Annotated in this window: 16 protein-coding genes; 10 read left to right on the plus strand and 6 right to left on the minus strand. The window is 41.2% G+C overall.

The annotated features are described in order from the left end of the window. The first annotated feature begins 120 nt into the window (after nucleotides 1-120). The 9 genes from zapB (at nucleotide 121) to KAN5_RS12680 (ending at nucleotide 7472) form a co-directional block, all read left to right on the plus strand. Nucleotides 121-351 (plus strand): cell division protein ZapB, encoded by a 231-nt coding sequence (gene zapB / locus KAN5_RS12640; protein ID WP_029216176.1) that lies wholly within the window; start codon nucleotides 121-123, stop codon nucleotides 349-351. Then, on the plus strand, nucleotides 351-650 hold the full coding sequence (locus tag KAN5_RS12645) for a cell division protein ZapA (protein WP_016709154.1): 300 nt from the start codon (nucleotides 351-353) through the stop codon (nucleotides 648-650). The genes zapB and KAN5_RS12645 overlap by 1 nt, the downstream gene beginning before the upstream one ends. Before the next feature lie 103 nt (nucleotides 651-753). Continuing rightward, nucleotides 754-1773 carry an MBL fold metallo-hydrolase gene (locus KAN5_RS12650; RefSeq protein WP_244389846.1) on the plus strand — a complete coding sequence of 340 codons (1020 nt, stop codon included), beginning with the start codon at nucleotides 754-756 and terminating at the stop codon, nucleotides 1771-1773. A gap of 54 nt (nucleotides 1774-1827) precedes the next feature. Further along, nucleotides 1828-3315: a LysM peptidoglycan-binding domain-containing protein gene (locus KAN5_RS12655; RefSeq protein ID WP_244389848.1), complete on the plus strand. Its 1488-nt coding sequence runs from the start codon at nucleotides 1828-1830 to the stop codon at nucleotides 3313-3315. A gap of 71 nt (nucleotides 3316-3386) precedes the next feature. Beyond that, nucleotides 3387-3875, plus strand: a complete 489-nt coding sequence (locus KAN5_RS12660; protein ID WP_138555890.1) for a peptidylprolyl isomerase — start codon at nucleotides 3387-3389, stop codon at nucleotides 3873-3875. A 9-nt stretch (nucleotides 3876-3884) separates the two neighbouring features. Beyond that, nucleotides 3885-4613, plus strand: coding sequence for an SDR family oxidoreductase (locus KAN5_RS12665; protein ID WP_016709150.1), 729 nt, complete (start codon nucleotides 3885-3887; stop codon nucleotides 4611-4613). After that, nucleotides 4610-5452: an amidohydrolase family protein gene (locus tag KAN5_RS12670; RefSeq protein ID WP_244389850.1), complete on the plus strand. Its 843-nt coding sequence runs from the start codon at nucleotides 4610-4612 to the stop codon at nucleotides 5450-5452. Before KAN5_RS12665 ends, KAN5_RS12670 begins: the two co-directional genes overlap by 4 nt. A 49-nt stretch (nucleotides 5453-5501) precedes the next feature. After that, the gene (locus tag KAN5_RS12675) at nucleotides 5502-7076 is read left to right on the plus strand and encodes a S41 family peptidase (protein ID WP_244389851.1); all 1575 of its coding nucleotides are present in this window, start codon (nucleotides 5502-5504) and stop codon (nucleotides 7074-7076) included. 18 nt (nucleotides 7077-7094) lie between these two features. After that, the gene (locus KAN5_RS12680) at nucleotides 7095-7472 is read left to right on the plus strand and encodes a hypothetical protein (protein ID WP_016709147.1); all 378 of its coding nucleotides are present in this window, start codon (nucleotides 7095-7097) and stop codon (nucleotides 7470-7472) included. A gap of 203 nt (nucleotides 7473-7675) precedes the next feature. On the opposite strand, the gene KAN5_RS12685 is transcribed toward KAN5_RS12680, so the two are convergent. From KAN5_RS12685 to KAN5_RS12700, 4 genes are all read right to left on the minus strand, one after another. Then, entirely contained in the window at nucleotides 7676-8851 is a 1176-nt protein-coding gene (locus KAN5_RS12685; protein WP_016709146.1) for a mandelate racemase/muconate lactonizing enzyme family protein, read from the minus strand. A 24-nt stretch (nucleotides 8852-8875) separates the two neighbouring features. Next, a complete protein-coding gene (locus tag KAN5_RS12690; protein ID WP_016709145.1) occupies nucleotides 8876-9643 on the minus strand; it encodes a class II aldolase/adducin family protein in 768 nt (255 codons plus the stop codon). 159 nt (nucleotides 9644-9802) lie between these two features. After that, complete coding sequence (locus KAN5_RS12695; protein ID WP_016709144.1) at nucleotides 9803-10126, minus strand: c-type cytochrome; 324 nt, start codon at nucleotides 10124-10126, stop codon at nucleotides 9803-9805. Between the two features lie 142 nt (nucleotides 10127-10268). Next, nucleotides 10269-10808 carry a DUF2058 domain-containing protein gene (locus tag KAN5_RS12700; RefSeq protein ID WP_016709143.1) on the minus strand — a complete coding sequence of 180 codons (540 nt, stop codon included), beginning with the start codon at nucleotides 10806-10808 and terminating at the stop codon, nucleotides 10269-10271. 208 nt (nucleotides 10809-11016) lie between these two features. Between KAN5_RS12700 and KAN5_RS12705 the strand changes: the two genes are divergently transcribed. Next, complete coding sequence (locus KAN5_RS12705) at nucleotides 11017-12159, plus strand: MFS transporter (RefSeq protein ID WP_016709142.1); 1143 nt, start codon at nucleotides 11017-11019, stop codon at nucleotides 12157-12159. Here KAN5_RS12705 and KAN5_RS12710 read toward each other — a convergent pair. Further along, the gene (locus KAN5_RS12710) at nucleotides 12126-12626 is read right to left on the minus strand and encodes a prolyl-tRNA synthetase associated domain-containing protein (RefSeq protein ID WP_016709141.1); all 501 of its coding nucleotides are present in this window, start codon (nucleotides 12624-12626) and stop codon (nucleotides 12126-12128) included. The genes KAN5_RS12705 and KAN5_RS12710 overlap by 34 nt on opposite strands. Further along, entirely contained in the window at nucleotides 12627-13013 is a 387-nt protein-coding gene (locus KAN5_RS12715) for a hypothetical protein (RefSeq protein WP_016709140.1), read from the minus strand. It abuts the gene before it with no gap. Nucleotides 13014-13163: the final 150 nt, after the last annotated feature.

Below are 13163 nucleotides of genomic sequence, written 5' to 3' on the forward strand. Positions count from 1 at the left end.
TAGCCTGAACAGCTCATTAACATTAAATAAAAATCAGCTAAAACGCACGTAAATGCTGGCATATAAAGCAACTTTGCTTTACATTTGCATGACAATAATCACAGTTTTATGAGCGCCTTAATGAATAACGATACCCTTTCTCAACTAGAACAATTGATCGACCAATTAATTGGTCAAAATTCACAGCTACAAGCTCAGGTTAGCGAGCTTAAAGAAAAAAACAGTAAGTTAATCGATGAAAATGAAATTCTTCAACTTGAAGTCCTCGAAAGTGAAGAAAAACAAAAAGACACCAGTACAACGTTAACTGGTTTACTTGAGAAGCTACAAAGCGTCCAACAGGCTAGCTAATGTCTGAGCTGCAAAACCAGCGAGTCACCGTTGAGTTGCTTGGTAAAGAGCAGCAATTTGCTTGCCCTGCAGGACAAGAAGATGCCCTCATTGCATCAGCCAAATATTTAAATGATTTGGTTGAACAAATGAAGCAACGCTCAACCGTGCGAAATGATCAAAAAGCCTTATTAATGGCAGCTTTGAACATGAGCCACGAGTTACTTGAAGCGAAAACGCAGCAAAGCGTTGAACAACAACAACAAGATCAGCTCATTGATAAACTAAGTGCTTACTTAGGACAATCATCAACCAAATAAAAAAGCGCCCTGCGCTTTTTTATTATCTCGCTATTTCCAGTATCAATTCCAAACAAAATCCGCTAACTTTGCTATTTTATTGTTGGTTGCTCAGGTTGTCACTATGACCCATTATTTTTATTCTCCCATGAAATTTATTACGTTTTTACTGCTAAGCTGCTTCTGTGTTGCAGCCAATACAACTGCTGCGCCAACGCAATGGCGCACTATCTCTGCAAATGTACAATTTTTAGAGCAGTCGAGTAATTTACGTTTTTATGATTCAAACCAAGTACTTATTCAGGGTGATAAATGTGCATTAATGTTTGATGCCAGTGGCGATTTTGCCGCTGTTGAAACGACCATTGAACACCTAAAAAATACCTTAACGACTCCTTTATGCTACTTGGTTGCTAGCCACTTTCACGATGACCATTTACTGGGGATGGCTATTTTGCAACACCACTACCCTGACGCCCAACTAATTGTTCATCAACAGCTTGCAACTGAGTTTCAGACTCTGCAAAAAGCCTACTCTGATAAATTGGACAGTTATGAAAAAAGCATTGAACTGAGCTTGCAACGCTTATCACAGCAACCAGAAGCCCAGCAGCAACAGTGGCGCGATAAGCTCAACTTAGCGAAACAACGATTGCTTCGTTGGCGCCAATACCAACTGCAAGCACCCAATATACCAGTCTCTCAGCCGCTCACGCTGGAGCTTGGTAACTATCCTGTCACTATTAACGCCTATCAAGCTCATACCAACGCTGATCTAACTCTCAGCGCCGAAAACCATCGTATTTTAGTTGGCGCAGATCTCGTTGACTGGCTACCCTATCCAGGTCACGGTAATTTTAATAGTTGGATAAAAGTACTGTCGCAATTACACAGTGATAAACGCATTAAACTAATTCTTCCTGGACACGGAGGAGTACTTAAAGTCGATGATTTACAACAACCTTTAAGCTTTTTACAGGCTATCGAAGCGCATGTATTAGCGCACCCACAACAAGACTTAACTCAATTAGAACACAGCTTTGATCAACAATTTGCTAAAGACTATCAAATCGACGAAATATCCAAGAAAGCTTATCCTCTGTTCCTACAGGCTGGACTTAAACGAGCGAAACAGTCAAAATAGCGACTGCACGCGGATGTGCTAGACTTTTAAAAGGATATTAATTTAGTGATTTTTATGCGCAGTTATCTCTTAGCCCCATTAATGTTGTTACTGTTGCTTACTGGTTGCCAGACAACAGAGCAACCTGTAGAGCCAAGTGATGCACCGCAAGCCCCAATTATTTTTAATCACTTTAAACCAACACATACCCCGCAGCCACTGGCTGACAGCGAACAGAAAAAACAAACAATAAAATTAAAAGCACCATCGCAACAAGCTACAAAAGAATCTCAAGCAAGCAATCGCAGTCAAGACTTATGGCAGCATATTGCTGATAAATTAACCATCAAAGTGTATCTAAACAAAGCTCTCAACAAACGTATTTCATGGTATACCAAGCAACCTAATTACTTACAGATAGTCAATGAACGTGCTGCTCCGTACCTTTATCATATTGTCAGTAAAATTGAGCAACGTAAGTTACCGATGGAGTTAGCCTTGTTACCTTTTGTTGAAAGCGACTTTAGGCCCACCATCAGCTCATCTGAGCAGGCGGTTGGAGTATGGCAATTAGTCGGTGCGACAGCCCATCACTTTGGGATCAAATCAGATCAATGGTATGACGGTCGCAAAGATGTCTTGGCCTCAACCGATGCAGCACTGGCGTATTTAGAGTATTTATATAAACAATTTGATGGCAATTGGTTGCATGCATTAGCGGCCTATAATAGTGGCGAAGGACGAGTAAAACGCGCAATTGCCGAAAATAAAAAGCGCGGTAAAAGCACTGATTACTGGACTTTAAAATTACCAAAAGAAACCTCCGAATACGTACCAAAACTACTTGCACTAAGCTACTTAGTAAAACACCCAAACCGCGGCTTGACTCGCCCTAAGCTGGCGAATAAAGCACTAACAACTGAACTAAATATTGGTCAACAATTTGACTTTTCAGTGATAGCCAACCTATCAGGCATCGGTCGTAACCAGTTACATAAACTGAATCCAGGTTATTTAAAAAATCAAAGTTCTCCCAACGGCCCACACACTTTATTACTCCCATTACAGCAACAAAGCTTACTAAGCAGTCAATTTTTTAAGAGTAATTTTGCTGGTGAATATACGGTGAAAAAAGATGACACCTTATATTCAATAGCTCGCCGCTTTGGATTATCGGTGGAAAAACTTAAAGCTATAAATAATAAACATTCCAACCTAATTGGTATTGGTGAAACCCTAATGATTGGACAACCTCGCACTATGCCCGATTCATTAACGATTGATTATAGAATTAGCCCTTACCTTGAGCAGAATGAAATGGCGATCCCAACGATTGCGATCCACTATCAAGTAAAACCAGGCGATACCATCTGGGGAATTAGCCAGCTATACGACGTGCCGCATAGTGATTTAGCGCAATGGAATCAACTCAATGCCTCCAGTATTTTAACACCGGGTACGCAACTGGTTTTACATTTACCACAAGCAACGAAAACGGCTCCTCAAATACACAATGAAGGTTTACTTTCTGAACTTGAAAAAACCTTAAAACAACCGCACTAACCAGCAGTTTCACATCACTCGTATTTAGCGTAAAATTAGTTTTTCATTTTAGTTAAATTAAAGAGATCTGCATGCAAATTAGCAAAAACTCGGCCGTGGAATTTCACTACACATTAAGTGAAGCAGGCGAGCAACTAGAAACAAGTACAGGCAATGAACCATTAAGTTATATCCACGGCCTTGAAGGCATGCTGCCAGGTCTTGAAAAAGCCCTTGAAGGTAAATCTGCGGGTGACACTTTAAGCGTGACTTTAGAACCAAGTGAATCATATGGCGAGCGTGTTGATGATCTTATTCAGCGCATTCCACTTAAGCATCTACAAGGTGACACTAAAGTGTGGAAACCAGGCATGACAGCGATGGTTCATTCAAACCAAGGTCGTCATCAAGTAACGATTGTAAAAGTAGGCCGCTTCAATGCTGATTGTGATTTAAATCACCCATTTGCAGGCAAAACACTGACTTTTGATGTGCAAATACTTAGCGTGCGTGAAGCAACCAACGAAGAATTATCTCATGGTCATGTGCATAGCGAAGGCGGCTGCGGCCACAACCACTAAGGAATTACTATGTCAAAGGTTGCTATCGTTACGGGCGGCAGTAAAGGCATAGGCCTAGCTGTGGTTGCACGCTTTTTAAAGAATGGTTATCAGGTACATAACCTAGATATTGAAAGTGGTGAGCTAGGTATTTGGCACCACTGTGATGTCAGTAATGTGAGTGCTGTAAAGCAAGTTATTACAGATATTGCCAATCAAGAACAACGCATCGATGTATTGGTATCGAATGCGGGCCGTCATTTAAGTGCAACGATTGAGAATACCGACGAAGCAACCTTTGATAGCTTATTTGCCTTAAATGTAAAAGGTGCATACGCAGCAATTCAGAGCGTTTTACCGAGCATGAAAGCACAGCAACATGGGGCGATTATTTTAATTGCCTCAGATCAAGCAATTATCGGCAAAACCAATTCATTTGCCTACAACTTAACAAAGCATGCCTTAGCATCAATAGCCAAAACCACAGCTCTAGATTACGCGCAATATAATATTCGCGCTAATGCTGTTTGCCCTGGCACCATAGAAACACCACTATTTCATAATGCGATTGATGCCTACTGCGCTCGCAGTGGCGCAGATAAAGCAAGCATCGTTGCCGAAGAAGGTGCCTTGCAGCCGCTAGGTAGACTCGGCCAAGCTGATGAAGTAGCGGCACTTGTTAACTTTTTAGCCAGTGATGATGCCAGCTTTATTACTGGAAGTTTGCAAACCATTGACGGTGGCTACACAACACAATGAGTGAACGTATTATCGATCCCCACGTGCACTTTTTTAATTTAGCACAGGGGCAGTACGATTGGTTGCAAGGTAACAATCCGGTCAGCTGGCCAAATTTAGCAAAAATTAAAGCACCTATAACCGCAGCGCAATTACAGCAACAAACCCAGTTTGAACTGGCAGGCCTGGTGCATATTGAGGCAGGTTATGATAACCAACAACCCATCAACGAATTACTTTGGTTAACTGAACATTTAGCAGATCAAAACTATAAAGCAGTTAGCTTTGCCAAAATTGATGGTCATCCTAGTAATTTTAATGCTGCTATTACTGCATTATCACACCCCTCCTTGATTGGTATTCGAGATATTACACAAGGCAGCGACGCCATACGTTTAAGCAATTCTAACTGCCTAGAAAACCTAGCTTTACTAAGCAATGAGCAGTTAATTTTCGAAGCACAATTTGCAATTGAAAACCTTGCAATAACACAACACATTGTAAATTATTGCCATCAACTACCGCAGTTACAGATCGTTATAAACCATGCAGGTTTGCCAAATGACTTATTAGACTGGCAGCAAGGGATCCGCCAATTAGCACAAATAGCCAATTGCAGGATCAAGTTTTCAGGATTTGAATTATTTCCTGCACTTTCACAAAACCTGCAACAACTGTGCTTCGAGTTTATTATTAAGCACTTTGGTTTACACCGAGTAATGTTTGCTAGTAACTTTCCAGTGTGCCAAATCAATGCAAGTTATCAACAATGTTGGCATAGCCATTATCAGCGCTGTACTAGTGACAATATGTGGTCACAACTTAGCTACAAAAACGCACAGTACTGCTATCAAGTTTAATTAAAACCCGCTATATTTAAGCTATGTTGTATTAAAATAAAGTATAAATATGGCTATTTCATCAACAAATAAATTCGCGTTAGGGCTTATTAATTGCTCTTTGCTAGTACTGCTCAGCGGCTGTGGTGGCGGTAGTACAATGACCGACAACAATAACAGCAATGGTGATGGCGACACTGGTAACAGTATCAATTGGACTCAAGGTGTATTCCAACCATCAAGTAACTTTGATCAACAATGCCAAGCACTAAACGAAAAGCATTGGCTGCGATCATGGAGCAACGAAACTTACCTTTGGTATGATGAAATAGTCGATCGTGATCCTGCCCTCACTCCCGCTGTGAGCGACTATTTTAACTTATTAAAAACCGAGCAGATTACTGACTCTGGCGCTAAAAAAGATAACTTTCATTCCAGTCTACCAACCGCACAATGGGAAGCACAAAGTCAATCTGGTGTAACGTTTGGCTATGGTTTTAAAGTGAAGTTAATAAGCCCATCAGCGCCGCGCCAAGGTGTGATTAGCTATACGGAGCCGAACTCACCTGCAAGTAATGCAAATCTTGCTCGTGGTTTTGAGATTTTAGAAGTTGACGGCGTTGACTTTGTTAATGCCAGCACGCAAGCAGAAGTAGACACCCTCAATGCAGGTTTATTTCCAACTCAAACAGGGAAAAATACGACCTTTTTATTTAAGGACTTAAACACTGACGAAACGCGTGAAGTCACTTTAACCTCGCAAACAATTAGCTCTAAACCTGTTACAAACGTAAAAACCTTAGCCGATGGCAGCGTAGGCTACTTTCAGTTTAATAGTCATAATGCGGTGGCTGAAAAACCACTTTATGATGCTTTTAATAATCTAAAAGCCAGTAATGTCACTGATTTAATTATTGATATTCGTTACAACGGCGGTGGTTTCTTACAAATGGCAAGCCAAGTTGCTTACATGATCGCAGGAGCTGAGAATACCAATGGTAAAATTTTCGAAAGAACGATTTTTAACGATCAGCACCCCACTTTTAACCCTGTCACTGGACAACGTTTAGAACCTGTGATGTTCACTGATGAATTTCTTGGCTTTGCTGATAACCCAGCATTAATACCTGGCACCCCGTTACCGACCCTTAATTTAGAACGCGTTTATTTATTAACGACCGCTAGCACCTGCTCAGCCAGTGAAGCGATTATGAATGGCTTACGCGGAGCTGATGTTGAAGTCATTCAAATTGGCGCTGGTACTTGCGGTAAGCCCTATGGCTTTTACGCAACCGATAACTGCGACATCACTTATTTTAGTATTCAATTTACCGGCGAGAACCACAAAGGCTTTGGGGAGTATGCTGACGGTTTTGCACCACAAAATACCACTGACAACGCCCGTTTACCTGTTCGTGTAGAAGGCTGCGCAGTGGCTGACGACTTTAGCCATCAATTAGGTGATCCTGAAGAAGCAATGCTTAAAGCAGCACTTAATTACCGTGCAAGCGGCAGTTGCCCTGTTGCAAGCTCAATAGCCAGTAAGCAGGGCTTTGCACCCGCTCGCTTTAGCGACACGCCAGCTGTACAAGACACCCGCGCCGCAACTTTGGCTGAGCAAAATAAAATATTGCCACGCCAGTAAGTTATTAAGGCCATAAGAATGCTAAACAAAAAACTCTATTTCATGATAACGGCAGTACTGCTCTACGGTTGTACAACAGCAGAAACTGCCACGCCCAAATTACAGCATGCATTACTAACAAAACCGCAAAGCGAGCTTATCGCCCAAGGTATTGCTCGTCTGATGCGCACTGATAATATTGCAATCGCTGATGATGTATTTATGCAGCGCAGTTTACTGGTGGTCGATAACGTTACTAAACTCGATGAGTTTGGTAACCCAATCATGGGCAAGCAACTCAACATGCCAGACCGCTATGAACTACTCATTAAAAATGATCTGTGCTTTGTAAGGCATTTAGACAGCAAAGCCACAGAGCCATTGCCGGATGTGAAATGTAAGGTGAATTATAACTAGGTTCGAGGTTCGAGGTTCGAGGTTCGAGGTTCGAGGTTCGAGGTTCGAGGTTCGAGGTTCGAGGTTCGAGGTTCGAGGTTCGAGGTTCGAGCAAAATTGTAGTGCAGTGAATGTGTAAGAAATAGTTTTAAAAGAAAAAGTGGATAAGCTTAATGAAAAGCGAGCTAAATTTAGCTCGCTATCCATAGCTCGCGACTCGTCGCTTATTTTATTTCTACACGTTGCGAGCGCATCACTATTTCATCGTTCAGCTCAATACCAATACCTGGCTCCTCTGATACTTCGAAGAAACCATTTTTAGGCTGTGGATCTTGTAAGCATAACTCTCTATTCCACTTTTTAATCGCATAAGTGTGGTGCTCATGAATTAAGAAGTTTGGAATCGCTGTTTCTAAGTGCAATGATGCCGCTGTGGCAACAGGGCCACCACAGACGTGAGCTTGAATTCGCACGTCAAAGATATCTGCGTAATCACACACTTTTTTGGTTTCAGTAAAACCACCACATAAACCAATATCCGGCTGTAGCACATCAATACTTTGATCTTCTAAATACGGACGCACACCCCAGCGGTTATATAAGCGCTCGCCACCAGCAATTGGCACCGACACTTTATCTGCGACCTTCGCATGTAAAGAGTGGTTTAGATAATTAACAGGTTCTTCATAGTACATGCAGTCAAATTCTTTGGCGATTTCACCTATTTGAATGGCAGAAGTTGCCCCAGGTAAACTGTGGCATTCAAAAATGATATCAACCTCATCGCCAACCGCTTCGCGAATTGCTTGCATGCGCGCGCGATAAAGCTTCATCTCAGCGCGTGAAATGATGTTAGTACGATCGTAATAGGTATTACCGTCCTTATCGTATTGGATCGGGTCAACTTTAACCGCATCGTAACCTTCGGCCACCGCTTTTAATGCTGCTTCAGCGTATTCTTGCGGATGTACAAGTGCTTTAAACTCGCTGTCCCAATCAAACTGTAATTGTGATGCATAAGTACGTAATTTGTCATTCACTTTACCGCCCAGTAATTGATACACAGGCAAACCTAATGCTTTACCTTTAATATCCCAAAGCGCAGTATCTATCGCGCTCATAGCGGCATACACTACAGGTCCGCCGCCTAAGCCCCAAAAGCTTTCACGAAGCATACGCGACCATAACTTTTCAGTTTGAAATGGGTCATGACCAATCAAGAATGCATCGGCCATTTCTTTGATCATGGCAGCTGCTGCACTGTGACCTAAGTCATAAGCAAGCCCAGCTTCACCAACCCCACTTATACCTTCATCGGTATGAATACGAACAAATACAGGTGTCCAAGCAGGTCTGTCTGGACAATGGATATCAAACACTTCAACGCGATTAACTTTCATAAAATTCCTTATTAACCAACTTGGTTATTTTGCAAAATTAGGATCAAGTCGATAAGCTTTACGTAACATCGCAGGCCAGGCTAATTGTCCGCCAGTACTACCACTGTGTACGACATTCGCTTGATTATAAATATTATCTATTATCGCTTGTGGCACTGGTGTAACCGCTTGACCACTGGCTTGTAGAGCGAGCTGAATTTCACAGGCGCGCTGTAAATCATAAAAACGCATAAATGCATCCCCTACTGTTGGCCCAACTGTTAAGCCACCATGATTTACTAATAGCATATGATTAGTATCTGCCAAATCATCTTGCAAGCGTTTTTTCTCATCATTATTGACCGCTAACCCTTCATAACCATGATAAGACAATGAAGGCAGTGAAAACATGGAATATTGACTCAGTGGTAATAAACCATTTTGCTGCGTAGCAACGGCGATGGTTTCTTTAGTATGCAAATGGATCACGCAGTGGGCATCTTCACGCACTTCGTGGATCGCGCTGTGGATAGTAAAACCAGCAGGGTTAATAGCAAATGGCGTGTCATCTAAAATATTGCCATTTAAATCCACTTTAACTAAATTGGAGGCGGTTACTTCATCAAATGTTAAGCCAAACGCATTCACTAAATAATGATCAGTACCCGGCAAACGCGCTGATAAATGCGTATAAATCAAATCACCCCAACGAAAATGCTCAACCAACCGGTAGCAGGCAGCTAAATCAATACGTAGCTGCCACTCTTGGGCAGAAACTTTATTTTTTAAATCAAGTTGTGGTAATTCAAACATTGCAGTGCCTTATAGAAACGTGCTCAACAATTAACACGAAATAGATGGATAGAAGTCTAAAGTAGTGAGCGAGGATGATCAATCTTTAAAATAAAACAGCCACACCATTTGGTGTGGCTGTTTACTGCCAGTTAAGTAGGTAACTAGCATTTAGAAAAGTTATTTTACGTTTGCTAAATAATCAGCAATTGCTGTCATTTCTTCTTCAGATACATTTGCGACCATTGCTTTCATCGCTGCAGCCATGCCGTTGTTACGCGCGCCCGATTTTATATCTTTCATTTGTGCGACTAAATACTCTTTATTCTGACCATTTAGTTTTGGGTACATAGCCATGATAGGTGCTTTACCTTCTGGGCCATGACATGTTTGACATAGTTTTGCAGTGTAAAGCGCAGCGCCATCGGCAGCCATGCTATTAAATGACACACTTGCAGCCATAGTGAGACTGGCACCTAAGAGTAATTTTGTTATCTTGCTCATTGTATTCTCTCTTCTTTTTGACGGTTTATAAAAATTATTGCTCTAATTGTAGACCATAATAACGGATCTTTGCACATAACTAATGTACGTTATTTATACACCAAGTAGATCACCAAACACACTGTTCAAATTAGCTGCTAGGCTACCAAACTAAATCATCTGGTACTTCAAAATCTGCATAAGGGTCGTCAGCATCTTTGCCTTTGTCTTCAGGCTCAACATGAAACACAATGTACTTTTCATCGACTTCTGCCACTTTTCGCGCAGGCTCATCTTCAAGTACAAAAAACTGCCCTTCTAAAACACAGATAGCGAGTCGCCCACCGGCTAATGCCTTTTGGGTTTTTTCGTTTACATCTAACTCTTTTACTTTATTTTCATAAGTAAAGTTAAAAGTTCGCTCCCCACGGATCGAATCTTGATTATGGTGCTCTAAAATTTGCTTAACACGGGCGATTTGTTCACGCTGCTTCAGCTCAGCTTGACGCGCCTGATTTAACTCTTCTGCTTTTTTCTGTTGCTCTAACTTTGTCTGCTGAATATGTTTTTGCAGATCACTGGGGTTACTTGTGGCCCCTTTTTTAGGCTTTTTTTGCTGCTTACGCTTTTCAGTCTTAGCGACTTTCGCTTTGTGTGACGTTGTTAGTCCTGCTTTTAGCAATTGGTCTTGTAATGAACCCATGGCTTTGTTCCATTAAAAACTGATATTAAGATTATTTTAATCGTCAATGCAGAAGAATCATAGTGCTGCGGCTATTAATCTAACAAACTGTTGCGGCTGATACCCTGATTTAGCGCAATAAATGATGATTTAAAAGAAAAAAGGTTTAACTTGATTGAATTAAATAGCAATCAGGTTATGCTGTGGTTTTTGTAGTAGGGGCAATATAATGCGCTTGAGTCATTTATTAGTGTGCTCAGTGTTTATCTTTTTTGTACTTTATGCGCCACAGCCATTGTTAGGCTTATTTGCCGAGCAGTTTTCAGTTAGTCCGGCCACCGCGGGCAGCTTGATGACGGCGACTATGATCCCATTAGCCGTCGCTCCTTTAATGTATGGTTTACTACTCGCTAAACGTAACCCTCTTACTATTCTTCGCTATACTATGCTGCTACTTGCTGTTAGTTGCATTGCTTTTGCGTACGCCCCCAGCTTTGAGTTATTACTGTTGCTACGGTTCTTACAAGGTTTAACGTTACCTGCCGCACTTACAGCAATGACCACCTATATTGGCAGTACTTATCAAGCGGAACACTTACAAAAGAACATGACTCTCTATATAGGGAGCACCATAGCAGGAGGTTATTTTGGCCGTGTATTTGCCGCTGTTTTTGCAGATCTTTGGACATGGCAAAGTTTTTATTTTGTTATCGCTGCTGGTTTAATTGGCTCAGCTTTATGTATACCACGCCATCAAGTCGCCATTGTTAGTAATGCGCTTTCACCACTAAACTATTTAAAGCAACTGGCTAATGCTGCCGTCTTAAAGTTGTATGGTGCTGTGTTTTGTATGTTTTTTTGCTTTGCTGCGTTATTAAATTATTTGCCATTCATTTTACGCGACACTTTTTTAATTACTAACACTCGCGATATTGGCTTAGTCTACAGTGGCTATTTAATCGGCGCACTCGCTTCTATAGCAACACCTTGGCTATTAAGAAAAAGTATTTCACCGTGGCATTTATTGTCAGCAATATTTATGTTTTATAGTACAACCATGGTCTTTTTAATGAGTTCACAGTTGTTGGTATTTTTACTGGCATTTACTGGCTTTTGTGGGGCAATGTTTATTATTCACTCAACAGCCGCACCACTGGTTAATAAAATCAGTAACGCGCCACCGAGTGTAACGAATGGCGCTTATGTGTCGTTTTATTACAGTGGCGGGGCATTAGGCTCTTTTTTACCTGGTTTGGTTTACCAGTACTATGGCCATGTTGCATTTATGGCAGCATTATTGTTTGTGTGCTTATGTGGTTTAGCATTAGTGGCTGCGGGTTATTTTGCAGGTAAAAAAACCACCTTAGGTTGATGACCTGTGCTTGCAAAAAAACGTTCTAAATCGGCTTTTTTTAACAACCATGTTTGCGTGTTCTCGAACGGATGGCAATGAAACAAATCGCCAAACCAAATATCTTGGTCTAACCAAAGTGTGACATTATTTTGCTTATCGTTCATTAACGCCAACATTGAGACACAGCCGGGAGCGACTTTTAGAAAACGCGCCAAGCGCTCATCTGAAGCAAACCCTAAACGCGACAAACCTTGATATTTAGCCAGCGCTTTTAAATCTAATTGTTTGTCGTGAGCTGTGATCACTAAAAAATGGTTTTTACCTTCGTTATCGCGCAGGAATAAATTTTTTAGTCGTGTGCCGGGGCGTTCTATCATTAATTCATCAGCAGTCAGACTGCCATGTAATGCTGGATGTTCAATTACATCGTAGCTAATTTCCAAATGCGCTAGCAGTGCTGCTAACTTAGTTTTATCCGCCACCATTTATAAACAATGCCCCCTTAATTGCACACTTAAGTCACGCCATACAACATTGTTTATTTCATACTTATCCTTACAGTATTGCGTTGTTTTTAACTCTTGTTGCAATAACTCTACGGCTTGGTCCTCTAACTCTAGCTTTAAGCTGTTCGATTCTTCAAAATATTCTTGCTCAGCAAAGCTTTTAAACTCACTGCGGGTAAGTGGTCGATCTAAGTTTAAACTTTTTCGGCTATTCGCTTTGACCGACACAACATAGGCAAAAATCTTCTTACCTTGCTCATCTAACTTGGTATGCAACTGCTTGTTATTAATTTCAAAAGGCGGCTCATCATTTTGACTTGCACATCCGCAGAGCAAAACGAGTAGGATCCATGCATATTTTTTCATCTTTAAAGTCTTTTTACTTTCTAGTGGCTACTAGTCTATCAAAAATACACTACTTGCGTGAAAATTCACAAAATATATAAAAAATACTTGACCAAGCCCAAAAATCTCATTAAAGTTCGTCCCGCTTGAAAGGGAACCTCAAGTAGGTTA

The organism is Pseudoalteromonas sp. KAN5, assembly GCF_022846535.1.
GTDB lineage: Bacteria > Pseudomonadota > Gammaproteobacteria > Enterobacterales > Alteromonadaceae > Pseudoalteromonas > Pseudoalteromonas haloplanktis.